The organism is Roseibium sp. TrichSKD4 (genome assembly GCF_000148725.1).
Classification (GTDB): Bacteria; Pseudomonadota; Alphaproteobacteria; order Rhizobiales; family Stappiaceae; genus Roseibium.
This window is the reverse complement of record NZ_GL476310.1, coordinates 493,562-517,901: the sequence shown is the minus strand read 5'-3', so window position 1 is coordinate 517,901 and position 24,340 is coordinate 493,562. Positions and strand designations below refer to the sequence as shown.

At 52.9% G+C, this 24,340-nt stretch carries 19 protein-coding genes and 5 pseudogenes; 9 read left to right on the top strand and 15 right to left on the bottom strand.

Going from position 1 to position 24,340, the window contains the following annotated elements:
* Positions 1 to 4: 4 nt before the first annotated feature.
* From TRICHSKD4_RS08345 to rtcR, 4 genes and pseudogenes are all read right to left on the bottom strand, one after another.
* A pseudogene (locus TRICHSKD4_RS08345) lies at positions 5 to 880 on the bottom strand (carbohydrate ABC transporter permease).
* Between the two features lie 121 nt (positions 881 to 1,001).
* A complete protein-coding gene (locus TRICHSKD4_RS08340) occupies positions 1,002 to 2,309 on the bottom strand; it encodes a sugar ABC transporter substrate-binding protein (protein ID WP_009467066.1) in 1,308 nt (435 codons plus the stop codon).
* A gap of 92 nt (positions 2,310 to 2,401) precedes the next feature.
* Positions 2,402 to 3,433: a LacI family DNA-binding transcriptional regulator gene (locus TRICHSKD4_RS08335; RefSeq protein ID WP_009467065.1), complete on the bottom strand. Its 1,032-nt coding sequence runs from the start codon at positions 3,431 to 3,433 to the stop codon at positions 2,402 to 2,404.
* A 164-nt stretch (positions 3,434 to 3,597) separates the two neighbouring features.
* Positions 3,598 to 5,178, bottom strand: a complete 1,581-nt coding sequence (gene rtcR, locus TRICHSKD4_RS08330; RefSeq protein ID WP_009467064.1) for an RNA repair transcriptional activator RtcR — start codon at positions 5,176 to 5,178, stop codon at positions 3,598 to 3,600.
* A gap of 206 nt (positions 5,179 to 5,384) precedes the next feature.
* Between rtcR and TRICHSKD4_RS08325 the strand changes: the two genes are divergently transcribed.
* Positions 5,385 to 6,845 carry an RNA-binding protein gene (locus tag TRICHSKD4_RS08325; RefSeq protein WP_009467063.1) on the top strand — a complete coding sequence of 487 codons (1,461 nt, stop codon included), beginning with the start codon at positions 5,385 to 5,387 and terminating at the stop codon, positions 6,843 to 6,845.
* 332 nt (positions 6,846 to 7,177) lie between these two features.
* Here TRICHSKD4_RS08325 and TRICHSKD4_RS08320 read toward each other — a convergent pair whose 3' ends face one another.
* On the bottom strand, positions 7,178 to 7,426 hold the full coding sequence (locus tag TRICHSKD4_RS08320; RefSeq protein ID WP_009467062.1) for a hypothetical protein: 249 nt from the start codon (positions 7,424 to 7,426) through the stop codon (positions 7,178 to 7,180).
* Between the two features lie 115 nt (positions 7,427 to 7,541).
* On the opposite strand from TRICHSKD4_RS08320, the gene TRICHSKD4_RS08315 reads away from it, so the two are divergent.
* Positions 7,542 to 7,736, top strand: coding sequence for a hypothetical protein (locus TRICHSKD4_RS08315; protein ID WP_040616508.1), 195 nt, complete (start codon positions 7,542 to 7,544; stop codon positions 7,734 to 7,736).
* Positions 7,733 to 9,136, top strand: a complete 1,404-nt coding sequence (locus TRICHSKD4_RS08310) for an RtcB family protein (RefSeq protein WP_009467060.1) — start codon at positions 7,733 to 7,735, stop codon at positions 9,134 to 9,136. Before TRICHSKD4_RS08315 ends, TRICHSKD4_RS08310 begins: the two co-directional genes overlap by 4 nt.
* 34 nt (positions 9,137 to 9,170) lie before the next feature.
* On the opposite strand, the gene TRICHSKD4_RS08305 is transcribed toward TRICHSKD4_RS08310, so the two are convergent.
* The 6 genes and pseudogenes from TRICHSKD4_RS08305 to TRICHSKD4_RS08280 all read right to left on the bottom strand — a co-directional run bounded on the left by TRICHSKD4_RS08305 (position 9,171) and on the right by TRICHSKD4_RS08280 (position 14,228).
* On the bottom strand, positions 9,171 to 9,962 hold the full coding sequence (locus TRICHSKD4_RS08305; RefSeq protein ID WP_009467059.1) for an ABC transporter ATP-binding protein: 792 nt from the start codon (positions 9,960 to 9,962) through the stop codon (positions 9,171 to 9,173).
* Positions 9,959 to 10,813, bottom strand: coding sequence for an ABC transporter ATP-binding protein (locus TRICHSKD4_RS08300; RefSeq protein ID WP_009467058.1), 855 nt, complete (start codon positions 10,811 to 10,813; stop codon positions 9,959 to 9,961). Before TRICHSKD4_RS08300 ends, TRICHSKD4_RS08305 begins: the two co-directional genes overlap by 4 nt.
* Positions 10,810 to 11,382 (bottom strand): annotated as a pseudogene (locus tag TRICHSKD4_RS31635) (ABC transporter permease); the annotation flags it as partial. The gene TRICHSKD4_RS08300 and the pseudogene TRICHSKD4_RS31635, both read right to left, overlap by 4 nt.
* Before the next feature lie 152 nt (positions 11,383 to 11,534).
* A pseudogene (locus tag TRICHSKD4_RS32270) lies at positions 11,535 to 11,615 on the bottom strand (hypothetical protein); the annotation flags it as partial.
* A 77-nt stretch (positions 11,616 to 11,692) separates the two neighbouring features.
* A protein-coding gene (locus TRICHSKD4_RS08290) for an IS3 family transposase (protein ID WP_371256719.1) occupies positions 11,693 to 13,044 on the bottom strand; the annotation gives its coding sequence in 2 pieces (ribosomal slippage) (positions 11,693 to 12,706 and positions 12,709 to 13,044; 1,350 coding nt in all).
* Between the two features lie 50 nt (positions 13,045 to 13,094).
* A complete protein-coding gene (locus TRICHSKD4_RS08280) occupies positions 13,095 to 14,228 on the bottom strand; it encodes a DUF637 domain-containing protein (RefSeq protein ID WP_009467055.1) in 1,134 nt (377 codons plus the stop codon).
* On the opposite strand from TRICHSKD4_RS08280, the gene TRICHSKD4_RS30190 reads away from it, so the two are divergent.
* Positions 14,227 to 14,430, top strand: a complete 204-nt coding sequence (locus TRICHSKD4_RS30190) for a hypothetical protein (protein ID WP_208993031.1) — start codon at positions 14,227 to 14,229, stop codon at positions 14,428 to 14,430. The genes TRICHSKD4_RS08280 and TRICHSKD4_RS30190 overlap by 2 nt on opposite strands.
* A gap of 21 nt (positions 14,431 to 14,451) precedes the next feature.
* Here the strand turns inward: TRICHSKD4_RS30190 and TRICHSKD4_RS08275 are convergent, their stop codons facing one another.
* Together TRICHSKD4_RS08275 and TRICHSKD4_RS08270 are read right to left on the bottom strand one after the other, a co-directional pair.
* Positions 14,452 to 14,916 (bottom strand): hypothetical protein, encoded by a 465-nt coding sequence (locus TRICHSKD4_RS08275; protein WP_009467054.1) that lies wholly within the window; start codon positions 14,914 to 14,916, stop codon positions 14,452 to 14,454.
* 11 nt (positions 14,917 to 14,927) lie between these two features.
* Positions 14,928 to 16,481 carry a DUF637 domain-containing protein gene (locus tag TRICHSKD4_RS08270; RefSeq protein WP_009467053.1) on the bottom strand — a complete coding sequence of 518 codons (1,554 nt, stop codon included), beginning with the start codon at positions 16,479 to 16,481 and terminating at the stop codon, positions 14,928 to 14,930.
* A gap of 29 nt (positions 16,482 to 16,510) precedes the next feature.
* Between TRICHSKD4_RS08270 and TRICHSKD4_RS30185 the strand changes: the two are divergent.
* The 3 genes and pseudogenes from TRICHSKD4_RS30185 to TRICHSKD4_RS08245 form a co-directional block, all read left to right on the top strand.
* A pseudogene (locus TRICHSKD4_RS30185) lies at positions 16,511 to 16,651 on the top strand (IS3 family transposase); the annotation flags it as partial.
* Positions 16,652 to 16,725: 74 nt separating this feature from the next.
* A protein-coding gene (locus tag TRICHSKD4_RS29180; RefSeq protein ID WP_085979595.1) for an IS630 family transposase occupies positions 16,726 to 17,786 on the top strand; the annotation gives its coding sequence in 2 pieces (ribosomal slippage) (positions 16,726 to 17,218 and positions 17,218 to 17,786; 1,062 coding nt in all).
* 14 nt (positions 17,787 to 17,800) lie between these two features.
* Positions 17,801 to 18,804, top strand: a pseudogene (locus tag TRICHSKD4_RS08245) (IS3 family transposase); the annotation flags it as partial.
* 17 nt (positions 18,805 to 18,821) lie between these two features.
* Here the strand turns inward: TRICHSKD4_RS08245 and TRICHSKD4_RS08240 are convergent.
* Positions 18,822 to 21,041: an AAA domain-containing protein gene (locus TRICHSKD4_RS08240; RefSeq protein WP_083782751.1), complete on the bottom strand. Its 2,220-nt coding sequence runs from the start codon at positions 21,039 to 21,041 to the stop codon at positions 18,822 to 18,824.
* A 1,151-nt stretch (positions 21,042 to 22,192) separates the two neighbouring features.
* On the opposite strand from TRICHSKD4_RS08240, the gene TRICHSKD4_RS08235 reads away from it, so the two are divergent.
* Positions 22,193 to 22,954, top strand: a complete 762-nt coding sequence (locus TRICHSKD4_RS08235; RefSeq protein WP_208993030.1) for a hypothetical protein — start codon at positions 22,193 to 22,195, stop codon at positions 22,952 to 22,954.
* Positions 22,955 to 23,277: 323 nt separating this feature from the next.
* Positions 23,278 to 23,889, top strand: a complete 612-nt coding sequence (locus tag TRICHSKD4_RS30180; protein ID WP_168156992.1) for a GNAT family N-acetyltransferase — start codon at positions 23,278 to 23,280, stop codon at positions 23,887 to 23,889.
* Here the strand turns inward: TRICHSKD4_RS30180 and TRICHSKD4_RS32265 are convergent.
* Positions 23,795 to 24,304: a helix-turn-helix transcriptional regulator gene (locus TRICHSKD4_RS32265; protein ID WP_050763368.1), complete on the bottom strand. Its 510-nt coding sequence runs from the start codon at positions 24,302 to 24,304 to the stop codon at positions 23,795 to 23,797. The two genes, TRICHSKD4_RS30180 and TRICHSKD4_RS32265, sit on opposite strands and share 95 nt — an antisense overlap.
* Positions 24,305 to 24,340 lie beyond the last annotated feature (36 nt).

The following is a 24,340-nucleotide window of genomic DNA, read 5'->3' as shown; positions in this document are numbered from 1 at the left end:
GATGTCACCTGTCCAAGTTTTTGCCGACGATGCGCATCAGGAAGATGGCAACAATGTTGGCCAGTATGATTGCGTAGACACCACCTGCAGACCCCAACCCAATATTCTGACTGTCGATAACCCGTTGGAAAATCAGGTAAGTCAGTGTCCGCGTACCGAAAGCGCCTCCGGTTGTCACGAAAATCTCTGCAAAGATCGACAGCAGGAAGATGGTCTGGATCAAGATGACAATCGTGATGGCGCGGCTAAGGTGTGGCAGCACGATGTAGAAGAACCGTGCAATGGGCGATGCTCCGTCCATCTCGCGGCTTCCAGCTGTCACTGTCGAGTGACTGGATGGCAGTGATCAGAATGAGAGTGCAAAGGGCAACCATTGCCAGGACACGATCATGATGATCGACCCGAGCGAATAGTCGACCAACCATTCCACGGGTGCCAATCCGAAGAACTTCCACAAATGGGCAAACAGGCCGTTTACCGGGTCCAGAAACATATTCTTCCAGACCAGCGCCGTTACCGTCGGCATCACGAAAAACGGTGCGATCACGAGGATACGCAACGGCCCCTGCCCCCAGAGCGGTTGATCCAGAAGGATCGCGAGAAAGACACCCAGAACAACAGTAATGACCAATACACCGCCAACCATAATGATGGTGGTGGAAACGGACGGCCAAAACGCACTGGATGAAATGAAACGAACAAAATTCTGAAAGCCGACCCATTCAAGGCCATTGTCAAGTGAATCTCCGCGAAGAGGCAGGTACTTCTTGAATGAAAAGAACAATGTCATTGTCAGGGGAACGAGCATCCACCCGAGCAATAGAATGACAGCTGGTGCCATCATGTAGCGCGCAAGGGTCCGAGATTGTCGGGTCGCCATCGCAAGCCTCCTCCGTTGGCAGGCCAAACCTGCCTGACCAGTCTGTCATAATTTTCGGAAGGTCGGATAGGTGTCGGGCACCAAATCCACGCAGGACCTGACGCCCGACCCGGGAGGATGCTTAGCGGTAGCCGGCAGCTTCCATTGCATCATTTACGATGGCCTGTGCCTTCGCCAGCGCCTCATCGACGGTCTGTTGACCGGCATAGGCTGCGGAGAACTCCTGGCTCACCTCTGTCGCGATGCCGGCGAATTCCGGAATGGCAACGAACTGGATACCGACATAAGGCACCGGCTTCACAGTCGGGTTGGTCGGGTCTGCTGCATTGATCGATTCAAGCGTCATCGCAGCAAACGGAACTTCCTGATATTCCGCAGTCTCATAGAGAGATGTACGGGCACCTGGAGGTACGTTGGCCCAGCCTTCTTTTTCGGCAACCAGTTCAATGTATTCCTTGGACGTAGCCCACTCAATGAACTGTTTTGCAGCATCGGCTTTTTGAGTGCCAGCCGGAATAGCGAGCGCCCAAGCCCAAAGCCAGTTGGAGCGCTTTGAAACGCCTTCACTGTTCGGTGCCAATGCAAACCCAACGTGGTCAGCAACCGTGCTGTCTTCCGGATTGGTCACAAAGGAAGCTGCCACTGTGGCGTCAATCCACATGCCGCATTTGCCCTGTTGGAACAGCGACAGGTTTTCGTTGAAGCCGTTTGTTGCGTATCCGGCAGGACCATAGTCATTCATCAAGCTTGTGTAGAAGGTCAATGCCTCTTTCCACTCAGGCTGATCGAATTGCGGACGCCAGTCTTCATCGAACCAGCGAGCGCCGAAAGAGTTGGCTGTCACAGTGATGAAAGCGCCGCCTTCACCCCAGCCTGCCTTGCCGCGCAAGCAAATGCCGTTGATGTCCTGTTCCGGATCATCCATGGCAGCAGCTGCTTCGCGGATGAACTGCCAGGTTGGATCCTTCGGCATTTCAAGACCAGCTTTTTCCATCAGGTCAGTGCGATACATGACCATGGAGCTTTCGCCGTAGAACGGTGCTGCGTAAAGCGTGCCGTCATAAGACAGACCGTTTGCCATGGCCGGGAGAATATCACCAACGTCATACTCTTCGGACATGTCATTGAGTGGAACGAGCCAGCCGTTCTTGCCCCAGATCGGAGTCTCGTACATGCCGATCGTCATGATATCAAAGGCACCACCTTTTGTGGTGATGTCAGTCGTCACGCGCTGGCGAAGTACGTTTTCTTCCAGTGTCACCCACTCGACCTTGTGGCCAGTTTTGGCCGTAAAGGCTTCGGTGAGACCCTGCATGCGGATCATGTCACCGTTGTTCACGGTGGCAATGGTGAGTGTTTCTGCTTGAGCGGATGCGGCAGCCATCAGGCCAAACGCAGTTGCTGCGCAAAGTACGCTTTTCAACTTCATCAATTTCCTCCCAGTGATTGGATATCACTGGGACGTAAGGTAAGAGCAATTTTATCGCGCCGTCAATATAAATTTTACGCGCGATAATTTTTCTAAGCTGAATCGCGCAGAACCAGGCGGGCCGGAAACAAAGTTTCGGTTCGCTCGGGCAAGTGCCCTCCGCCCTCGATCAACTGAAACAATGTTTCGGCGCTTTTGTTCGAGACGTTTTCATAGTCATGCGCCGCCGTTGTCAAAGAAGGGCATGTAAACCGCGAAAACGGGTGGTCATCGTTGGAGGCGACTCGAAGAGATGCGCTTTTGTCCCGCCCCACCCGAATACCCAGCTGATAACAGGCCGAGAGCAACCCAATCGCCAGACGATCATTGCTGCAGAGAATGGCATTGGTAGGCAGGTTTCCGGCCCCCAGCAACTTGAGCGCACCTTGTCGGCCAATCTCCTCAAAAGCCCAGCCCTGCCCTTCTACCTTGATGACGTTGGGCTCAAATCCGAGACGCTCCATCATCTGAATATAGGCTATGCGCCGCTTGTTCGCGTTTGGGTTCGCGGGCGTTTTCATCTCAAAAAAAGACGGCGGCTCACCTGTACGGGTCAAATACTCAACCGTTTGCGATACAAAGCTGAAATTGTCTGATCCAATGAAGGCTTCGCCGATACCGTCCAGGTTGCTGTCGAACAGAACGGTGGGAACAGCCTTGCAAAATTTCTCAATTTCCGAGCGGTCTGACGCCCTCCCAAGAGGCGCAAAAAGAACTCCAGCCGGTCGCAAGCCTCGCAAGCTGTCCATGATTTCCAGCTCCAGCTTTTGTTCGCCGTGCGAGCTGTAAAGAGTTGGCCGATACCCGGCCTGAATGCATCTTTCTTCCAGATTGCGCGCAATCTCCGCAAAGAAGGGGTCCGCCAAATAAGGGACAACGATGCCGATGTTTTTGGTTAGCTTCCGGTTTTGATTAACCGCAAAAATATTAGGCCGGTAATCGTGTTGCTCCAATGCAGCCTCGATGCGTGCTCGTGTAGAGACACGCACACTCGCCGGATCGTTGAAGTACTTCGACAATGTTGGTCTGGAGATCCCGCTCACAACAGCGAATTCTTCCATGTTTTTGATTTGAGTTTTGCTCATTGCACCAGAGCCCCATCCGAGGGGCGAGTTTGATCCGTCCTCAGTTACTTTTTTACAATTTCTTATCGCGCGCAAAAAATCAAATTGAATTATGAGAACTTTGTTCGGGAAAGACACATAAACGAACGCCGCTTCTCCTGCTCTCCTAAAGTTCATCACTCAGCCTAGTCAGTTGCCAAATCCGACCACCTTAGCGCAAACCTTGCGAGATATTTACGTAAGCGATCGGCGTCATTCTGACTGGCCTTTGCCGCACGAGATGCGGAAAAAAGAGTGCGCCCGGCGGCGCTGAGGGAAGCGCTTTCCCGGCAAATCCGAATAACATAGGCCAGCTGTACCTTGTCAAAGGGATCCAGCTCCCCAGCCCTCTCGCCCAGCACGTCGCGCAGCAAGGCACCGTCCGGATCTGTCTTTGCCGCCGCCCATTGGGCCTGCAGGGCCTCAATTTCCTGCTCAACTAGCGCCAGCGTGATCCGCGCCCGAGGGGCAAGCGTGCTCAGTCGCTGAACGGAGGCACCGAGATCACGGAAGTTCCCCGGCCACAGGGTTGCCGGGGACGTCGCGAAATCGAGATAGCGGGCATAGGCATCCGCGTTGAAGCCGACCCGCGTGCCGAGCAGTTTCTCCGCCCGGTTGAGTTCGTATTCTACATTCGGCTCAATATCCTCGCGACGCTCGGTCAAAGAGGGCAATCGGAACGTCCAAAGGTTCAGGCGCGCGTGAAGGTCCGGCCGAAATTTGCCGTCAGCAACCAGCTGTCCCAGATCGCGATTGGCTCCGGCGATCAACTGAAACCGGCTGGTGATCTCGTGGTCCGAGCCAAGCGGCAGGAACCTTCCGGTCTCGACCGCGTGCAGGATCATAGCTTGCTCATCCAGCCCCAGTTCGTTGATTTCATCGAGAAACAGAACACCGCCATCCGCCTCGCGCAGAAGACCGCGTCGATCCGATGTCCCGCTGCCGAAGGCCCCGCGCCTGTGTCCGAAGAGGTTCGACATCGCCCGCTCACCTTTCAGTGTGGCGCAGTTCACATGCACCAGACGCCCCTTTACCCGGCGGCGCTGAAGCTTCAGCTCGTAGATGCGCTCCGCCAGTTCGCTTTTGCCGGTTCCCGTTGCACCCAGCAGGAGGAGCGGTGCGTCCGAGTTGGTCGCAACAAGCTCTATGCGCTCGATCAGGCTGTTAAACCTTGGATTGCGGGTCTCAATTCCGGCCTTCAAAAGGGCGTTGTACTCCTCGGCAACCAGATCAAATCGCTGCTGCAAGGCGTCATATCGCGACAAATCGAGATCAACGACGTTGTAGGCTCCGAGAACACCGGTCTCGTTTGCGCGGGGTGGAGAGGTCTGAACAAGCTTGGCTGGCACATGTCGGGATTCCGTCAGGAGAAACCAGCAAATCTGCGCTACGTGGGTTCCGGTGGTCAGGTGTACGAAATAGTCTTCCCGATCCTCATCAAACCCATAGCCACGAGCGAAATCGAACAGGGAGCCGTAAACTTCCTGAAAGTCCCAAGGGTCCTTCAAATCGACTTGCTGCAGCAACACTTCCGTTGCCGGGGACGCTTCCTCAATCTCGCGCTTCACCTGATTGGCAAGACGGGACCACCCGCGGTCATGCAACAGCTCCAGCCGATGAACAGGAAAGCCGCCATGCTGGGTCACTGCCACGGAAGGACGCCATTTCCGCTTTTTACCCGAATCCAGCTGCGTTCCCAGGAACCCGATAACGACGTTCTTCTTCACCGCTTTATCCTATTTGATAATATCTTATATATTTATATAGGATTACAGCATGTCGATTTTGTCAACGTGCGAATATATTCATTATCTTCAATAACTTATCCTATTTTGAATTTTTTCTTTTGCCTCAACGGCACCTAACGCATTCTCCTCCTAAACACGAACACGTAAGCACATCGCTTCCAGCCTCAAACCCGAAGGAGGGCATCATGGCTAACAAGTCTCTATTCGCGTCCCTGAAGGGACGTTTTGGTTCCGAGACCAACGCCGTTAACCTGGCGGGTGGCAACGCCTATAAATATGACGACCAGCACAAGCTGGCCCAGCTGGCAGTGACCGGAACCATCGGCGACCTCTACTATCAGGATGCCGAGATGGAACTTGCGACTGTCCTTCAGGTCGCAAACGCTGTGCCGGACGAGTTTCTTGCCAAGACGGCGGTCTATGCCCGCCAGCAGGGCAAGATGAAGGATCTGCCCGCGCTTTTGCTGGCGATCCTCGCAACCCGTGACCCGGTTCTTTTGTCCCGCGCCTTTCCGAAGGTCGCGAGTAACGGCAAGATGTTGCGAAACTTCGTGCAGATCATGCGGTCGGGACAAACCGGGCGGCGCTCGCTCGGGTCTCGCCCGAAGGCTCTGGTACGCGGCTGGCTGAACTCGGCCACCGACTATCAGCTGCTTCAGGCAAGCGTGGGTAATGATCCGTCGCTGGCGGATGTCATCAAGATGGTACACCCCAAGCCGCGTGATGCGCAGCGGGACGCCCTCTTTGCATGGCTGATCGGCAAGCCGTGTGCCGCCGACGCCCTGCCAGCTGAGATTCGCGACTATGTTTCGTTCAAGGCCGACCCGAAGGGGCGTCCGGTGCCGGATGTGCCGTTCCAGATGCTTACCCACCTGCCTCTCTCGCAGAAGCAGTGGATGAAGATCGCTCGGCAGGGCAGCTGGAACATGGTGCGGATGAACCTCAACACTTTCCTGCGCCACGGTGTCTTTGAAGATACCCAGGCTACGGCAGATGTTGCGGCCATTCTCCGGGATCCGCAGCGGGTGAAGAAGGCAAATGCCTTCCCTTACCAGCTGATGACGGCCTATCAGGCCTTGTCTGCGGACATGTCGCTGGCAATTCGCGAGGCAATGCATGATGCGCTCGAACTGGCCGTTGCCAACGTTCCGTCCTTCAAGGGACAGGTTGTTGTCTGCCCAGATGTTTCCGGCTCGATGAGCGGGGTGGTGACGGGCCTGCGAAAGGGAGCAACGTTCCGGACACGGTTTGTGGATGTGGCCGCCCTTGTGGCTGCTGCCGTCCTCAGGCGGAACCGGGGCGGAACCGTGCTGCCATTCGAAGTGAATGTCCGCAAGGTTGCATTGGAACCGCGCGACACGATCATGACCAACGCCCAGAAGCTCGCCGCACAATGGGGCGGCGGAACGAACTGTGCCGCGCCGCTGGAATGGCTGAACCAGAACCGACGGTCTCCGGACCTGGTGATCCTGGTTTCCGACAACCAGTCCTGGGTTGACACCTGGGGCCGTCACCATGGTGCAGAACGCACCGGCGTGATGCGTGCCTGGGAAACGCTCAAGCGGCGGAAGCCGGATGCGCGCTGGTGTGCATCGACATTGCGCCCTACGGCACGGCGCAGGCCGCGACCCGGTCGGACATCCTGAATGTCGGAGGTTTCTCCGACGCAGTATTCGACCAGATTGCGCGATTTGCGGCGGGTCAAATGGACGCAATCCAATGGGTTGGCGAGATCGAAGCGATCGACCTGACCGAATAAACCCGAAGGTGGCGGCACAGCTGTTGCCGCCTTCGCCAGACAAAACCAGACGGATGCCGAAGGAACTACATTGCGCCATAAAAGGGACCAGTCCGAGTGGGTTCGACTCCCCTCCTTGCAGGCGCTCTTAGGCTCGAGCGGGACTCCCACCGTTTCTTCTTCCTTGCCGTCTGGGCTTGTTGGCAGCTGACTGAATTTCAACGGCGGATGCCGATGGAACTACATCGCAGGAACCTGAAACGCGTGGGTCGAGCCACGCCGCCGCGAGATCGCGGTGTCGTCTAACGAGGAAAGACGCAGGTTTTGATGTTTCATCACGCCCTTGCCGCCGACTGACACAACCTGCTCGGGGCTGCCCCCGAGCGCACCGAACTTGAAGAAAAAACAAACAGCCAGGGCGGATGCCTGCAGAACTACATCGACTGTTAATCGCCAGGTTGCGGGTTCAAATCCCGCCGCCGCAGCCATTTGATGCGGCGTAGCTCAATGGTAGAGCAGGAACGTTTTGCACCCACCTTGCCGCCCTGGCTGCGGATTTTACCGAAAGGCAGGCCGATTGCGGATTGTAAAGAGATCCGCAGGGATGCCGACAGGATTACAGGTAGACGCCCCTGAAGCGCACAACCGCCTTGGGGAGGACCGGGAAGCCGGTCCTGTGCCAGTTCAAGTCTGGCCCGGAATATCCGGTGGCGGAATTTTCATCTTGTCCAACCTTGCCCTGCGAACCTCAATTTTGTCCGGAACTGGTTGCCGAACATTGAAACGAGAAATGCCATGACGATGTTGACCGAAGAAAAACTGACCAGCGAGCTTTTGAAATCCTGGGGCCACGCGGAAGGCAAGGCCTTTGGCGCAGCCCTTCGTGACGGGCAGACAGCACTTGATCACGGCACCTCTTTGGAAGTCGTGCGCCAGATGCTGGAATCTTATAAGCCAGCTCTGACCATTCCCCTTTCCCCTTCCGGGGCCAAGCCGTTCCATATAAGCATCGAGGCAGAAGACTCTGATGAGGAAGCAAACCTCATTGCAGTAAAACACCACATGACCGAATTGATGCGGACCCCGACCATCGAGGCGGGTGCCGTCATGCCGGATGTCTGCCCGGCCGGACCGCTCGGGACAATTCCGGTGGGCGGCGTTGTTGCGGCGCGTGGTGCGATCCACCCGGGAATGCATAGCGCGGATATCTGCTGCTCCGTGATGATGACCGAATTCGAGGAAACAGAGCCGGCAAAGATTCTGGATGCAGCCCATGCCATGACACATTTCAGGGCAGGTGGCCTTGCCAACGGAAAGCGCTTTACCCTTTCGATGTCACTCTATGAGGCATTTCGGGAAAACCGCTACCTGAACAACCCGAAAATCTTGCGCGCTGCGCAGGAGCATCTGGGGACACAGGGTGACGGCAACCACTTCCTGTTCGTCGGCACTTCACGAAACACCGGCAAGACCACGCTTGTGACCCATCACGGCTCGCGTGGACCGGGTGCTTTGCTCTACAAGATCGGCATGAATGTCGCGGACAAGTTCCGCCGCAAGCTGTCGCCGAAAACTTTGAAGCAGAACGCGTGGATTCCAGCTGAAACGGAAGAAGGGATTGCCTACTGGGAAGCCTTGCAGCTGATCCGCAAATGGACCAAGGCGAACCACAACGCGATCCATCAGGCCGCGAGCGATCTGGCAGGTGCAACGGTGACAAGGCGCTTTTGGAACGAACATAACTTCGTCTTCAAGCGGGGAGACCTCTTCTATCACGGCAAGGGAGCTACCCCGGCCTGGGAAGACTATGCTTCGGATGCGACCGGACTGACACTGATCCCGCTCAACATGGCGGAACCGGTGTTGGTGGTTCGCGGAAAGGATGCTTCCCATGCCCTTGGCTTCTCACCGCATGGTGCAGGACGAAACTACTCGCGCTCGGAGCACAAACGCCGGTCGGCGGGAAAAACAGCCGAGGAGCTTCTTGTTGAAGAAACGAATGGTCTCGATATCCGTTTCTATGAAAACAAGATTGACGTGTCGGAATTGCCATCCGGCTACAAGAAGGCCGGGGCGGTGGTCGCCCAAATCAAGAAATTCGGCCTTGCCGAGATCGAGGACTATATCGATCCCTATGGCTGCATCATGGCTGGCGAGATCGAACCATTCTGGAAGAAGAAGAAACCATCAAGGCGCTAACGCTCCTTGATGGCAACAAGAATTGAGCACGCTCTCACACCGGGAGAGGCTCTGTCTCTTGCGCCTTGGCACGCATCCCGGTGGCATTTGAGGCTGCAAGGAGTGCCTGAGAATAGGGATGTTTGGCGGTCCCCTGTCGCAAGTCTTCGGTTTGCATGACCTCAACGACCTCCCCACCCTTCATGACCGCAAGCCGATCACACATGTGCGCGATGACCGGCAGGTCGTGGGAGACCATCAGATAGGTGAGATGGTGCTCGTCCCTGAGGTCTGCCAGGAGGTTCAACACCTCTGCCTGCACAGAGACGTCCAATGCAGATGTCGGTTCATCCAGCAGCAGCAATTTAGGCTCACCCGCAAGAGCGCGCGCAACAGCCACTCTTTGCCTTTGTGCGCCTGATAGCTGGTGCGGGTAGCGGAACCGGAATTTGCGAGACAAGCCCACATCATCAAGCAAGCGCAACACCCTGGCATCAATGTCCTTGAACCCGTGGAGATGCAGGGTTTCGCTGAGCACCTGATCAATCGTGTGACGCGGATGCAAAGACGCGTAAGGGTCTTGAAACACCATCTGCACGGTTCGATAAAAGTCGCGTCCACGCGCTGCACCAGTCAGCGCATTTCCCTCAACAAGGATGTCGCCCGACCAAGTTGGTGCAAGCCCTGTAATGGCCTTCAAGATCGTTGATTTTCCAGACCCGCTTTCGCCGACAAGGCCAAAACTCTCACCTTTGGCGACCTGAAAACGGGCACCGACCACCGCATCAACGCGGTCGCGGTCGACACCAAACCACACATTGAGATTTTTGATTGAAAGGGCCGTCATGAATGCCCCCTTACGCTTTCCGTTTCAGCCCAAGCGGCATCTCGACTGAGCACCTGAAGATGTTTGCGTGGCTGATCAAGGCGCAGCAGAGAGTTCAAAAGCCCTTGCGTGTAAGGATGTTTGGCTTCGTGGAGCTTATTTGCATCACACACTTCCACGATCCGACCCGAATACATGATAAGGACCCGATCGCAGAATTCAGACACAAGGTTCAGGTCGTGGGTGATGAAGATCAGACCCATTCCGCGCTCCTGCACAAGGCCGTCCATGATGTCCAGCACTTGCCGTTGCACAGAGATGTCCAATGCAGAGGTCGGTTCATCCGCAATCAAGATTTTGGGGTCAGGAATGAGCATCATTGCGATCATGATCCGTTGCCCCATCCCTCCAGACATTTCATGCGGATAAGCGCGCACCACACGTTCCGGATCACGGATCGATACCGCTTCCAGCATCGCGAGTGATTTGGCTCTCGCCTGTGCGCGGGACGTATTGTTGTGTTGCAGGTAGGCTTCCATGATCTGGTCGCCGATGGGCATGACCGGATTAAGCGAGAACTTCGGGTCCTGCATCACCATGGAGATTTGCTGACCCCGCACCTGACGCATCTCCGTTTCCGATAGCCCCAAGAGGTTCCGACCTTCCAGATTGATATGGTCTGCCTCAACAACGCCCGGATTTCGAATGAGGCGCAGAATGGCGCGACCCGTCATGGACTTGCCGGAGCCACTTTCGCCCACGATGCCAAGGCGCTCCCGGCCCAGCGAGAATGAGACGCCGCGAACAGCATCAAAGACGCCTTGCCTGGTTAGAAATCGAACCCAAAGGTTTTCAACTTCAAGAAGGCTCATTGTTTACCGTCCTTCGGATCAAGCACGTCACGCAGACCATCACCCAACAAATTGAAGGCAAGAGAGACTGTGAAAATAGCGAGGCCGGGCACCGTGGCGACCCACCAGTGATCCAGAATGAACCTACGCCCCTCCGAAATCATGGCACCCCATTCCGGGCTAGGCGGTTGCGCTCCCAGCCCAAGGAACCCGAGACCTGCAGCAGCCAGAATAATTCCAGCCATATCGAGCGTTACCCGAACAATGAGCGAAGAGATACACAAGGGCCAAATATGGCGCACAACGATGCGCAGCGGCCCAGCCCCTTGAAGACGGACCGCACTGATATAATCCGCTGAACGTATCGTCAGCGTTTCGGCTCGTGCAATCCGTGCATAAGGCGGCCAAGCTGTGAGTGAAATCGCCAGCACCGCATTTTCAATTCCAGCGCCAAGTGCGGCAACAAAGGCCAATGCCAGAACCAGCCGCGTAAAGGCGAGAAAGATATCGGTGATCCGCATGAGGACCGTGTCTGTCCAGCCCCCCACGTAACCGGCGATTGTGCCGACAAGCAGTCCGGCAATGGGCGCGACCAGACTTCCTCCCCGGTTTCCGGGTCACGGGCATAGAGTTTTCCGACAATACCGAATTCATCCCCGGAGGAACCATGTATCAATAGGTCTCGGCCTGATTTTTTATCATGAATTATAGTCGGCGCGCCTGTCATTGTGTAACCGACTTTGTAGTCACCAAACCTCTTGCGCCAGATAACTTTGCCTGTGTTTTTATCAAGAGCCACTATAGAGGCATCCAGCAACCCCATATATGTCCATCGTCAGGGATTTTTGGACAGATATGAGTTTTGTTTAAGGGAGTATCTGGCTCATCTGTTTGTCGATATTAGGCGGCCTGTTTGCGGTGTTGCAAGCGGCGTTGTTCGATGGTGCTTTGTTTGATCCTTTCTCGTTTGCGCAGGATTTGTTCGCCGCGCCCGAAGTAGACGTCAGCGGGTGTGAGGTTCTTCAAGCTCTCGTGATATCGGTGATGATTGTAGTGGCTGATGAACTTGCTTATTTGGGCTTTGAGGTCACCGGGCAGGAAGTAGTTCTCCAGAAGGATCCGGTTTTTCAAGGTCTGATGCCATCTTTCGATCTTGCCCTGCGTTTGGGGGTGGTATGGGGCTCCACGCACATGGTCCATGCCTTTGTCGTCGAGCCAGTCGGCCAGCTCACCGGCGAAGTAACTTGACCCATTGTCCGACAACAGTCTTGGCCGGTGGCGGACACTGGCCTGATTACAGCCTGAAGCCTGTAAGGCCAGTTCCAACGTATCCGTGACATCACTGGCCAACATCGTCGTACACAGCTTCCACGCGATGACATAGCGGCTGTAATCATCAAGGATTGTTGACAGGTAAAACCAACCCCAGCCAATAACCTTCAGATAGGTGAAGTCTGTCTGCCACAGCTCATTGGGCGCTGTGGTCTTGTTCTTGAACTCGTCAGCTGCCTTGACCACGATAAAGGCCGGACTGGTGATGAGGTCATGGGCTTTCAGCAACCGGTAAACACTGGCCTCAGACACGAAGTACTGCTTTGTGTCCGTAAACTGGACAGCCAGCTCCCGAGGTGAGAGTTCCGGTTCTTCCAGGGCCAGATCAATGACCTGTTGGCGGATATCATCGGGGATCCGGTTCCAGACCCGTGCAGGCATGGGGGCCGTGTCCTGCAAGGCATCTATGCCACCGGTTTGATATTTGTCATACCAGACGTAGAAGGTTGACCTTGGAATACCCAGCCGATCCAGCGTCTGTCTGACTGGAAGATGGGACTGCTCCACCAGTCGAATGATTTCAAGTTTCTCGGAGGCGGGATATCTCATTCGTCGTCGACCCCATCCCCGATCATGCTTTTTTTGAGAAGGCGAAGTTCCAGAGCCTGTTCTGCAACCACTTCCTTCAAGTCCCTCGTCTCTTTGCGAAGAGACTTTACTTCATCAGAACTGGCTTCACGAGCTGCGTCCCCAGCAAGCCGTTTCTTGCCCGCTTCCATGAAGTCCTTGGACCAGGAATAATACTGGCTCTGGGCGATACCTTCCTGGCGGCAAAGTTCTGCAATGCTGTCTTCGCCTCGAAGACCAGAAACCACTATGCGGATCTTCTCTTCAGCGGAAAACCGACGGCGGGTCTGGCGTTTGATGTCTTTTACGATCCAATCCGCATCGTCGGTCACTCGATCCTTCTTTCGTCTCATCATTTGCTCCTGAGTTAGCAATGATGAGCCAAAATCACTCCCTTACGAAATCAAACCAATTTGTCCATTAAGCGCTGACGGAGGACACCTTGGCAATTAGAGGCTGCCCACTCGGGATAGGCCGAATATGCAGATGTCGCATCTGGCGTAGCGGTCCAACCCGGATACTCGAAACCAAGGTAAACTTGGTGAGCTTGAAGCTCCTGTTCACGTAATGGATCAGATTGAAAACTCGGCGACATTAGCTGCTGCCAAAACGGATGGTTTTGGGCTTCTGCCATCGCTTGTAAGTGCGGTGCCTGACAACTCAGATCATTTCCGCACATAGCCAATGCATGCTGCTGCTCTGCCGAATTATCCAGGTATTCCCGATAGACAGATGCTCGGCATTCTTCATCGCCATCACAGGATCGCATCGACTCCAGCATGCTATCGAACTGCTGATGTGTCAGATAATTGTTCACAAACCCGGACAACGCGACGCCGGAGGCCGTAGAAACATTCGACCCGTCACCTCCAGAGAAAATATAGCCAGCCAGCGCCCCCAAGAACTGAGCCCTTGCAGCCTGTTGCTCCCCTGTCAGCGTAGAGCCGCCCAAGGTTCCGGCAAAAATGCTCTGCGCGATACCACCGGCAGCCCCAGCCGCGCAGCCCTGACCGCCGTTCTGGACGGCACCTGCGGCACAACCAGCTAACCCATGCAAAATGGCATGTGGGAATGAACCTTCGCCCCAGCCTTCCTTGGTTTCGATGACTTTTCCGTCGGGGCCTCGAATGACCCCGAGCTCCCCGATCTCGTACTGAACATCAGCAAGGGTGAGGTTCACCAGTGTGTTGACCATGGAAGACGAGAAGCCTTCCAGGAAGTCAGTGCCATAAACGGCAGAGGACAGGCCGGACGAGATCGCACCATCAATGGCGCCGTCGAGAATACCCTTCATTGCCAGCTTGGGGTTGAGCCCGCCAAACCCGGAAATCAGAGCATCGTTCAGGACCGAATCTTTTGGTAGATTTCCAACGAAGGTTTCCAGATTGATACCTGCGGTAAGACCAGCTGACACACCGGAGAAGGCAGAGTCTTTCAGGATATCGCCAATATCGAAATCACCTGCGACCGCAGCGTCGAGGCTTTCGACAAGGAAGGTTGAGGTGAAGGCTTCCAAACCGCTGGTAATGGCACTCATGAATGTGCCACCGGTCGATGCAGCAGCGGCCGTTCCCGTAGCCGCCGCCGTTCCCGTCGCTGCAGCTCCACTGGCCGCACCAGCTGCAGCACCTTCAGTTCCCGTTGCTACACCGGTCAGACCAGAGAAGAAGGACAGGAATGAACTGACAAGATACGGCGCGACGAACGCACCAATCGGAATCAGGCTACAAGGTGGTTAGATTGGGCAGAACACAGCATCATCACGGAATATTCTGTCGAAAAAACACTGTGACTGAATCCAATTCAACATCGAGACTGTCATCAAAACTATCCGAGTAGAAAGAAAGCCCAATTTCGGGAGCGTCGATTCCTACATCGCTGATCTCAAAAGGAATTTTGGCTTCTAGCAAAATCTTCTGTGCGCTAATTAACGTATCCTGCAGAAGATTTTTTCCCTGAAAGTAAAGGGCACTAGCATTCTGGACATCATAGGGCTGCCGGAATTCCACCGAGTGAAGTTTGTATTGGGCATCAAACTCGAAAGCGATTTTCGCGTCGAACAAAAAAGCTCGTATACCAACATAGTATGGCTTCCGACGCCCTCGAACATTCGAAAGAATAAAATTCTCTGAAATATCAATCAGGTCATTATTTGAGGTGATGTCTATCAAAGTGCCCTGACCAGTCGGTAGCTCCGATAGGCTGGAAAATGGAATCAAATCCATTTGCTTACTCCTTAACGATTTCGGAAAACATCTGGATCAAGAGTCCGCGCATAGTTTACCATTTCTTTGATTGCATTATCGTATTTGCCCGGTTGCCCAATTTCATTTTCTATACGGCGGATATCATCAATATCCATTTGAATAGCTTCTTCGAGTTTCCCCAGATCCAGAAGTCTTTTCTGCTCAGCTCTGTAGGCTTTAGCTTCTGCGCTACTTCCACGACTTGAGGTTAATCTATGATCAGCCGGATCCATTTTGATTGCTGGACCGTCTTCCGAACTAATAGGGGCATCCTTATAACAAGCCTTCGCGGGGCAGTGATGACTATCTAAGTTATCTCCCACAGGGTTCTTTGTATCCTTATGCGCACCTCCTGAATAAGGACTTTCAACTCCGGTAGTACTCTTTACATTATTATCGTCTATTGCTCGATCAATGGCAGCCAAAGTATCGGGGTCTAAATCCAGTTTTTTGAGCCACCGAATAATCTCTATGCCAACTTTCGAACCCGGAACAGGTGCTCCTATCGTGAGCTCTATTCCAGTATCTTGAGCAAGTTCAGTGGCCATCTCCTTGGCGCGATTACAAGCTGCAGCGTCGCCTTGATCACACGCTAAAGCCGCTTCAGTAAGATCGTATCCATCCTTAGCGGTCAGTGCATAATCTGCAACAGTTAGTATTGTCACCAACCAAGCAATTAATGCTGCGCATGCGCCGGAACCACACGCATTATTTTCTACCGATGAGGCCCCAACGGACGCTCCAATATTTACATTTTTTGGGTCACCACCAGAAGTCAAATAGCCAGCAAATGCACCAAATAGCTGACCGATTTTGATGACTTCCGATCTGATCTTATAAGCTTCCTTGAGCCGTTCTTCCCTCGAGAGGTTGTTAAAGCGCCCGGAATCCAGCTGATCATTTATCCAGGCGGTTGCAACTAACTCAGCAGTAGCTGCTCCAGCAGCCCCACTCGCACAACCGCCTACACCGTTCTGAACAGCTCCCGCTGCACAACCTGCAAGTCCATGGAGCAATATGTGAGGGAATGAACCGTCTTCGATTCCCAACGTCCCAATCTCGAATTGTGCGTCGGCTAGCGTCAGATTGATCACGGTATTGAGAACCGAAGACGAGAAGCCTTCCAGGAAGTCAGTGCCATAAACGGCAGAGGAGAGGCCGGACGAGATCGCACCATCAATGGCTCCGTCGAGAATACCCTTCATTGTCAGCTTGGCGTTGAGCCCACCAAACCCGGATATCAGAGCGTCGTTCAGGACGGAGTCTTTTGGTATCTCACCAATGAACGTGTCGAGATTAATGCCTGCCGTCAGACCCGCAGATACGCCTGAGAAGGCAGAGTCTTTCAGGATATCGCCAATATCGAAATCACCCGCGACCGCTGCATCCAAACTTTCAACGAGGAAGGTTGCTGTAAAGGCTTCAAGGCCGGACCCCAATGCGCTGAGGAACGTTCCTGAAGCCGCGCCAGCAAGAGTGGGGAACAGCGTTCCAATGATCGCCGGAGCAACAAAAGCTGATCCTCCCCCTTTGAAGTGGTCCATCGTTATGTTTAGGAAAACGGAGGATCAACATGGCTACGAAACGTCACAAGCCAGAAGAAATTGTCTCGAAGTTGCGGCAGGTTGAAGTCCTTGTCGGCCAAGGCATGCCGCGCATTGATGCCATTCGGCAGGTTCGTATCACCGAACAGACGTATTATACCAAACGTCAGATGAAGTGACTCATATTTGGGCTTCCGGTTTTGTTGCGAATATGATTCCAGATGGCAAACGATGGGAGTTTGCCATGGGAGCCGCGATACCGCTTCGAGATGACTTTGACGGTTGTACCCTTCGCCGGTTGGCGAGGGTGTGCCGGGACGCCAAACAGACCCGTCGCCTTTTGTCATTGGCGGTGATCTATGATGGGGGGAGCCGTTCGGACGCAGCTCATATTGGCGGAGTGACGCTCCAAATCATTCGCGATTGGGTGCTGCGTTTCAATGCTTCTGGTCCCAATGGTCTGAAGGATACGCCCAAGTCAGGTCGCCCCTCAAAACTTGACGAGCAGCAGCGTCGTGCGTTGATCGAGATTGTCGAACGAGGCCCGTATCCATCGGTGGATGCAGTGGTACGTTGGCGCTTGAAGGATCTCGCTGCGTGGATCCTGTCTGAATTTGGCATTGTCGTTGACGAGCGTACCGTATCGCGGGAGCTGAAGAATGCGGGTTATCGGCGTCTGACGGCCCGGCCGCAGCATCCGGCGCAAAACGAGTTTGCCGTCGAGGATTTTAAAAAAGCTTCCCAGCCGAACTGGCGGAAATCGGCAATCAGCTTGAAAGCGGCACCCCGATAGAGGTTTGGTTTCAGGACGAGGCGCGTGTGGGTCAAAAGACCAAGATCACAAGGCGATGGGCAAAACGCGGGACAAGGCCGCGGGCCCCCAAGGATCAGCGGACAAAGTCAGCATGGATATTTGGGGCCATCTGCCCGGAACGGGGTGTCGGTGCTGCGCTCGTCCTTCCCAAGTGCAACATCATGGCCATGCAAATGCATCTTCAGGAAATCTCGTCGCAAGTCGCTCCGGGAGCCCACGCCGTTGTCATCCTTGACCAGGCTGGCTGGCACACATCTGGCAAACTCGACATTCCCAACAACATTACCCTTCTCCCATTGCCACCGAGGTCTCCCGAATTGAACCCGGTCGAGAACCTATGGCAGTTCATCAGGGATAACTGGCTGTCAAACCGGGTCTTCAAATCCTACGAACAAATCATCGATATCTGTTGCCGCGCATGGAACAGGTTAATTGAACAACCATGGACCATCATGTCCATCGGAATGCGAGATTGGGCCCATCGGTTCTGAATTTTGACGGTTGGTATTACCGGTGGCGAAAGCAGTATGGTGGGATGGGAACCGACCAACTGAAAGAACTCAAACGCCTTCAGAAAGAGAACGAGCGGCTGCGCAAGGCAGTGTCTGACCTGACCCTGGACAAGTTGATCTTGTCGGAGGCCGCAAAGGGAAACTTCTGAGCCCCGCCCGTCGTCGAGCCTGCATCAATCACATTCGTCAGCATCTCGGCGTGTCAGAGCGCCGAACCTGTCGTGTTCTGGGTCAGCACCGGTCTACGCAGAGGAAACCTCCAGCAGGGCGTGCTGACGAAGAACATCTTGTGGCGGATATGATCGCACTCGCCCGTGAGTTTGGCCGTTACGGTTACAGGCGTATTGCAGCTCTGCTCAGAGATGCTGGTTGGCATGTGAATGACAAGCGTGTTGAGCGGCTGTGGCGACGAGAGGGGCTGAAAGTGCCAATGAAACAACCGAAGAGAGGGCGGCTCTGGCTGAACGACGGATCATGTGTCCGGCTGCGGCCAGAGTATCCCAATCATGTCTGGAGCTATGACTTCGTGCACTGCCGAACCAATGAAGGAAAAGCGTTCCGGACACTGAACATCCTGGATGAGTATTCCCGAGAGTGCCTGGCAATCCGGGTGAAGCGAAATCTGAACTCCACCGACGTGATTGATGTGCTAACGGATCTCTTCATCCTGCGAGGTGTTCCAGCCTACATCAGATCAGACAATGGGCCGGAGTTCATTGCTCAGGCAGTCAGGGACTGGATCAACGCTGTGGGTGCAAAGACCGCGTACATCGAACCAGGTTCGCCATGGGAGAACGGATACTGCGAGAGCTTCAACGCCCGCCTCCGAGATGAGCTACTCAATGGTGAAATCTTCTACAGCTTAAAGGAAGCACAAATCCTGATTGAACAATGGAGGAAACATTACAATACCAAACGCCCACACAGCGCCTTGGGCTACCGACCACCGGCACCAGAAACCATCGTCCGGATGGACCAAAGCCCAGTCATGCACTAACAATCAAAACGGACCACTCAGGTGGGGCTGATCAGTGGTACGAGCATGAAATCGCTCAATCTCGAAATTCTGTCGGTCCTCTGATTTCTTTTGTGAGCAGCTAAAGTATTGTCAATCGACTCTCTAAAACGTCTGTACTGCAATCCGGAAATTGCCGTACTTTCTCTAATACTTTTCAATTCTTTGTATGAAGAGTTGTCAATATCATCAAATCTATTATCTTCGTTTCCAATTCTAACGATCATTACTTTTTGATCCAAAGAATTCCGAAGAGCCTCATCCAAGTTTTTGAGTGCTTCATGACTTTGAGCTGCGACGAGGATCCGCGCGTCTGTCTTGTTTTCCAATATCTCTGAGATCAATGAAGTCGCCAGATACGTCTTGCCAACACCAGGCGGTCCGACAACACAGACATAGGGTTCGATCTCCGCAATAAGATCCGCGGCTTTGGTCTTTGTTGGATCCAGTTTCAGTTTTGACAATTCAGCGAGTTCTTGTGCAGGACGTTTTCTGCGTGTTTTCCAAGGATCATCAAGTCCCACAACAACGTCAGTTCGACCTCTTAATTTTGCTATATTTCTTATGCGTCTGCGAGTTGCGCTCTCTTGCCCCTGATCACGAGGTGGCTTTAAAAAGAGCTGCCCGCTGGGAGCTTGGTCGCCTTCAAACACGAACATTTTCCCATTCTCTCCTTCTTCAATTCGAAGGAATTCGAGTTCTATATCCCAGCTGGTTTCTCTCCCCAGTTTCGGAGAAGATGAAAGTCTCCAAACGGCGTCATCTGCCTTTTCCAAAAGAAAGCTGAGTCGATCTATATCCGGCCGCATGCCAGCCTCTTGGAGTAACGCCTTTCGCGCAGCATCACATTCAAGACTTACTTTTAGCTCGTGCGACGATTGATCGTACTCAATTGAAGAAACTGGAAAAGCGTTAAGAGTTTCTGCGGTTGCTTCTACGATCTCAATTACAAACAGCGCATCACGCACATCAGGTGCAAACTTAACCTCCTCAACATCTGTTTTCGTGAGCATTTCCCAATCGATTGCTGACGGCCATAAAGCTCTCCTCGAATCAATTGCTGATTTCTTGTTGGCGAAAACTTGTACGGGGTGACCTAGTACTTCTGGCTCGTCTGTGCCCGTACCCCTCCCGTCATTTCGAATAATCTTCGCTAGATATCCAATCTGCCAACTATCCGCCCCGTGCATCGGCAGGATTGTATATCTGAAGGTATCGGTTACCAGCGTGCATCTTCTGTCATTAGTTTGGGAAGAAGTTTTAATAATTCGAACTTCGTCGCTTAGATCGTCTTCAAGCCAGGATAATTGTGCGCCAAAGTCATCTGGATCCAGCGCATCGTCCAAGTAGTCTGCAATCGCCTGGCTCAACTCCGCTGGACTTGGGAATAGCACCAACGCGCCAAAGCGCCCTCCAGCCGATCTCTTTAGGTCTTCAATTACATTTGTAATCTCTCTAACTACAATTCGAGCATCTATCGGCTCGATTGCGCGAGGAGAAATAAGTAACCTCAATAGCCGACGCTCAGATGAAGTTAGCTGAGAGCCGGATTCCTCGTATGTAGAAAAATTGGCAGTTTCGCAAAGCAAATCTGCTGCGATATTACCTAGTGCAGCCCAGTCTGCGTAAAAGGAGCATGGTGCCCTAAACCGGCTCCAGGAATGGGCTGCTGGTCCATCATCAGTATCAACACCCAGACGCACACTCCATTCAAAACCGCTGAGCCTGAAATCAGGCGCACTCGATCCTTCTGTGAAAATGCATTCGTGAGTAAGTCTTCCATGCACGATGGCCTGGTCATGCAAGATACCCAGAGCGCGCGCGACTCTTTCGAGGTTCTGCCAAATCAAAATTCTTTGCGCACCGCGTGGGGCCGTAGCTGTGTTTCTTCTCTGTTTCGCAGACTTAATAGGTTCACCACGATCTGCTAAGAGGAGAGCAAATTCATCCTCATCTTCAACTTCTTCAATGATATCTACTATTACGTCGGCCGCGTCCCGATACCTCATTATTCTAGACACTTGTCGCATTTCGTGTCGCCAAAGACTACGGAGCTCGATGTCGAGATCAGAGTTTGTTTTTCGCCAGGTTCGAAGCCGACGCTCAGCCGAACCGTTTTTTCGGTCATAAACTCTCCAAAGAGTGCCTCGTAGGGTTTTTGGGTCACCTAGTACCAACGCATCTTCGTCAAATTCAAAGCGACTGCTTAAATCTTTCATTGCCACCCTTTTGAAGCTGCAATTCCAAGCTATATGCAACGAATAGTTCAAAGCAGTGGGGAAAGCCAAGTGATGTGACAAAAAGATCTGATTTCGCACAGAGGATTTTTGCGCATATTCCAAGAAGCTTAGGAGTAAACGCAGCCCGGGCACACCTAGTTTCAAACGCTAAGTTTCTTGACACTTCATCAAATGGCACCCAATGTAACATTGCTTCATGAACTTATGGAGCCCGGATTGACAGCCGGTTGAACTAGAGGCGCACCCGAAGCGCAGCGGCTTGCCGCATGCGCGTTTTTTATGGTCGGGCGTGATGGGAGAGCTTTGCTCTGCCGGTCCTCTAGCCGGTCTGTCAACCCGTCATCGCCTGGCCACCAAAACTGGTGGCCGTTCATTGCCTTGAGAGGGAACTGCCATGACCATGCACCATCCAAAATGTTTCGCCGAAGCCGACCACAGCAAATTCAGTGTCGTTCTTAGCGCCACTGAAACGACAGCCGTTGTACTGGAAATGATCGGGTGTTTTTTTCGAAAATACGGACAAGGACAAGTGGAACGAAAACGCACTTGCCCTGAGCGAACTGGCATATCAACATAGCCGTCGGCTTCGGGCAGTTCAAAGTCACATCAGTGACTTCAACGAGAAAGCCTACGAACTCGACAGAATGATTGATGTAACGCGACACTATGCTTGGCAAATCCGGGAATTACGGGAATATGCGGTAATAAGTGGAATTTCGCGGAAAATAGCCATTCTTCGCAAAAATTATAGAAAGTTCGTAGAAACGCGCCGCGTCATTATGAATGGCAAATTTAGAGACAAGCGCGCGCCGCGCCATTTTGCGTTTTCTAAAAGCTCAATAAAAACAACAGCGACGCCATTTTGAGGTGGGAACTAAATAAGTCAACAATACTTACATGTTCCCACCTTGCCAAATTGGCGGTTTTCCGCCGTTTACGAGAGCTTGTCAGAAATCCACTCGCAGTTAAGTGGGAACAAAAAACGCGAGGTGATGTCCCGTTTCAGATTTACCGGGGCCGAAAGAACTGTCTTAAAAATTGAAGAAAGGCTGTGCATTTTTCACGCCGGTTTCACGACGTAAGGTCAGTAGTATTCGGCATGGGTAATAATGCCGAAACCGGAGGGCATTGTGTTTCGTATTCTGCTTCTGTTCGTTTTCATTTTCACATTTCGTAATGCCAGTCTAGCCGAAGACACCCCTCCTTTTGATGAAGCCTCCTTTAGACTGACGGAAGCCCGACTAATAGCCAGGACTAATCTGATAGCCACAGAACGCGTTCTATACGCAGCAGAAACAGCGCTTGATACTGCGTCTATTATTTTGGCTTCGCTAGATAGCGAGCGGTTGATTCACTTGGACCTCAAACAACTCGCTGCCGGGATACCCGGGGCCCGCGCCATCATTGTTATCGGTCAGGATGGTTTGCTACTGCATGATAGCTATTCCTACCCTCATGCCCGTCTCAAGCTATCCGACAGACGATATTTTCAGGCTGCCCAGGTGTCACCGGGGCTGCACATTGGAAAAACGGTAGTAGGAAGAACTTCGGGGGCGGCGTTTGTTCCAATTGCCAAACGCATCGGAGAACTGACATTCGTCGCAGTAGTCTCGCCCCCGGCTCTCTTTGATACCTACTCGGAATGCGGAGATTGTTGGTCTTTGGCCGTCAACAAACAAGGGGATCTGATCAGTATGTTTCCCGCAGAAGCGGTTATAGCGCCAAAACTATTGGAGCTGGCCAAATCAGGCAAGACAACAGGCAGCCAAATTGTGAAGTATAATCAGTCAGTCGTGAGTGTCGCCTGGAGAAAAAGCGAGAGGTTTCCCGTCACTTTGATTGGCGTTCGCGGCCTGTCGAATTTTGCAACGTTCGACATCGACGTCAACTAACAGGCGTTTCATAATAGTTGTATTCGATACCAATGTGCCGGTGTTGGCCCTGAGCCAGACCGAAGAGTGCGGTTCCCCGGTTGAGCATGCGGCCATTTCCGCCACTTTCTCCAAATTTTCTTGGCTAATCGGCTCAATGACCTTGTAGGTCAACGCACATCCGAGTGCAAAACTGACAAGAGAGGATGCGGTAACGGCATCTAAGACTGGATACTTCGCGCTGGAAACAGCAGCTTTCTGAATTGAACTCTTAATTACACCGTCCCGCACTGCAATCTCCCAACAGCTTGCTCGCAATTACAAGCTATATGGAGAATTGGCAGATGTCTAATATTACGGGCTTACGGTCGGCAACTTTAAATGACGTAGAGGTAATTGCGAAAATTCATGTTCAATGCTGGCGCGAGGTTTATGGTTTTATGCCTCGAGAAGTGCATGACATGAGAGATCTGTCGTACAGGCGAAATCAATGGAATTGTTGGTTCCAGGAAAGACCCGACCTAGAGGCGCTTTTTGTTTTGCTACACAACGACAACGTGGTGGGCTTTGCGATTTCAAAGCCCAATCATGACGATGCAATAGATGCATTGGGAGAATTTCACGCCTGCTATATTTTGCCAGAGTTTCGGGGCGGACAGGCGGGGCCAATGGCAATGATGGCACTTGCCCTGTCACTAAAGGAAAATAATTTGTGGCCCGCTTGTGTCTGGGCTTTTAAGCAAAATCCCTACCGTCGCATTTATCCAATGCTCGGTTGCAGACCGTTGGTGTATCGCGACCGCTCAATTGGGGGAGCCAATATCCCTGAAATTGGCTACCATATTAATGATTACAATGCTCTCATGTCTCGCCTTGACCGGATGCGCGTTTCAGCCGAGAAGCGTCAAATTGAATTACCCCAGAAGCTTGTTCGTCAGTCACGTCTGGTTGGCTAATGAGGTAATCAAGCATTTCTACAAATTGGTTAGCGACCTGCTCTGGAGGTGTTCTCCGGGGCAGTTCTTCCCAATACGTCTCAGCGATGTTCCAAACATATTTTCGAATATCTGCAAGAGTGACATTCTCAAACTGAACATCCCCACCAACGAACATTGCCCCTTCACCGGCTAATAGCCAATCTAAACTCACTCCGAAATGTTTCTTGTAACCAGCCAAGATTGACGCTGTCGGTTCGCTCTCCCCGCGTTCATAGAATGCAATTGTAGTGACGCTTACATCAAAGAGTTCCGCTAAATCGGATCTTTCCAGATTTCCTAAATGCGCACGGACGCTCCTAAGCCGCCTTCCTAGCTCAGTCTTGGGTTCCTTTTCAGGTCTCGCCAATTTTTCCTTAATAAATAGAAATTCCACTTTACAAAATTGAAATTTCTATTTACTCCTTCTCTT

Bases quoted from the DNA above. Each gene is read 5' to 3' on its own strand.
- TRICHSKD4_RS08340 (WP_009467066.1), bottom strand. From the start codon at position 2,309: ATGAAGTTGAAAAGCGTACTTTGCGCAGCAACTGCGTTTGGCCTGATG.
- TRICHSKD4_RS08335 (WP_009467065.1), bottom strand. From the start codon at position 3,433: ATGAGCAAAACTCAAATCAAAAACATGGAAGAATTCGCTGTTGTGAGC.
- TRICHSKD4_RS08325 (WP_009467063.1), top strand. From the start codon at position 5,385: ATGGCTAACAAGTCTCTATTCGCGTCCCTGAAGGGACGTTTTGGTTCC.
- TRICHSKD4_RS08320 (WP_009467062.1), bottom strand. From the start codon at position 7,426: ATGGCTGCGGCGGCGGGATTTGAACCCGCAACCTGGCGATTAACAGTC.
- TRICHSKD4_RS08315 (WP_040616508.1), top strand. From the start codon at position 7,542: ATGCCGACAGGATTACAGGTAGACGCCCCTGAAGCGCACAACCGCCTT.
- TRICHSKD4_RS08310 (WP_009467060.1), top strand. From the start codon at position 7,733: ATGACGATGTTGACCGAAGAAAAACTGACCAGCGAGCTTTTGAAATCC.
- TRICHSKD4_RS08305 (WP_009467059.1), bottom strand. From the start codon at position 9,962: ATGACGGCCCTTTCAATCAAAAATCTCAATGTGTGGTTTGGTGTCGAC.
- TRICHSKD4_RS08300 (WP_009467058.1), bottom strand. From the start codon at position 10,813: ATGAGCCTTCTTGAAGTTGAAAACCTTTGGGTTCGATTTCTAACCAGG.
- TRICHSKD4_RS30190 (WP_208993031.1), top strand. From the start codon at position 14,227: ATGAATGTGCCACCGGTCGATGCAGCAGCGGCCGTTCCCGTAGCCGCC.
- TRICHSKD4_RS08280 (WP_009467055.1), bottom strand. From the start codon at position 14,228: ATGAGTGCCATTACCAGCGGTTTGGAAGCCTTCACCTCAACCTTCCTT.
- TRICHSKD4_RS08275 (WP_009467054.1), bottom strand. From the start codon at position 14,916: ATGGATTTGATTCCATTTTCCAGCCTATCGGAGCTACCGACTGGTCAG.
- TRICHSKD4_RS08270 (WP_009467053.1), bottom strand. From the start codon at position 16,481: ATGGACCACTTCAAAGGGGGAGGATCAGCTTTTGTTGCTCCGGCGATC.
- TRICHSKD4_RS08240 (WP_083782751.1), bottom strand. From the start codon at position 21,041: ATGAAAGATTTAAGCAGTCGCTTTGAATTTGACGAAGATGCGTTGGTA.
- TRICHSKD4_RS30180 (WP_168156992.1), top strand. From the start codon at position 23,278: ATGTCTAATATTACGGGCTTACGGTCGGCAACTTTAAATGACGTAGAG.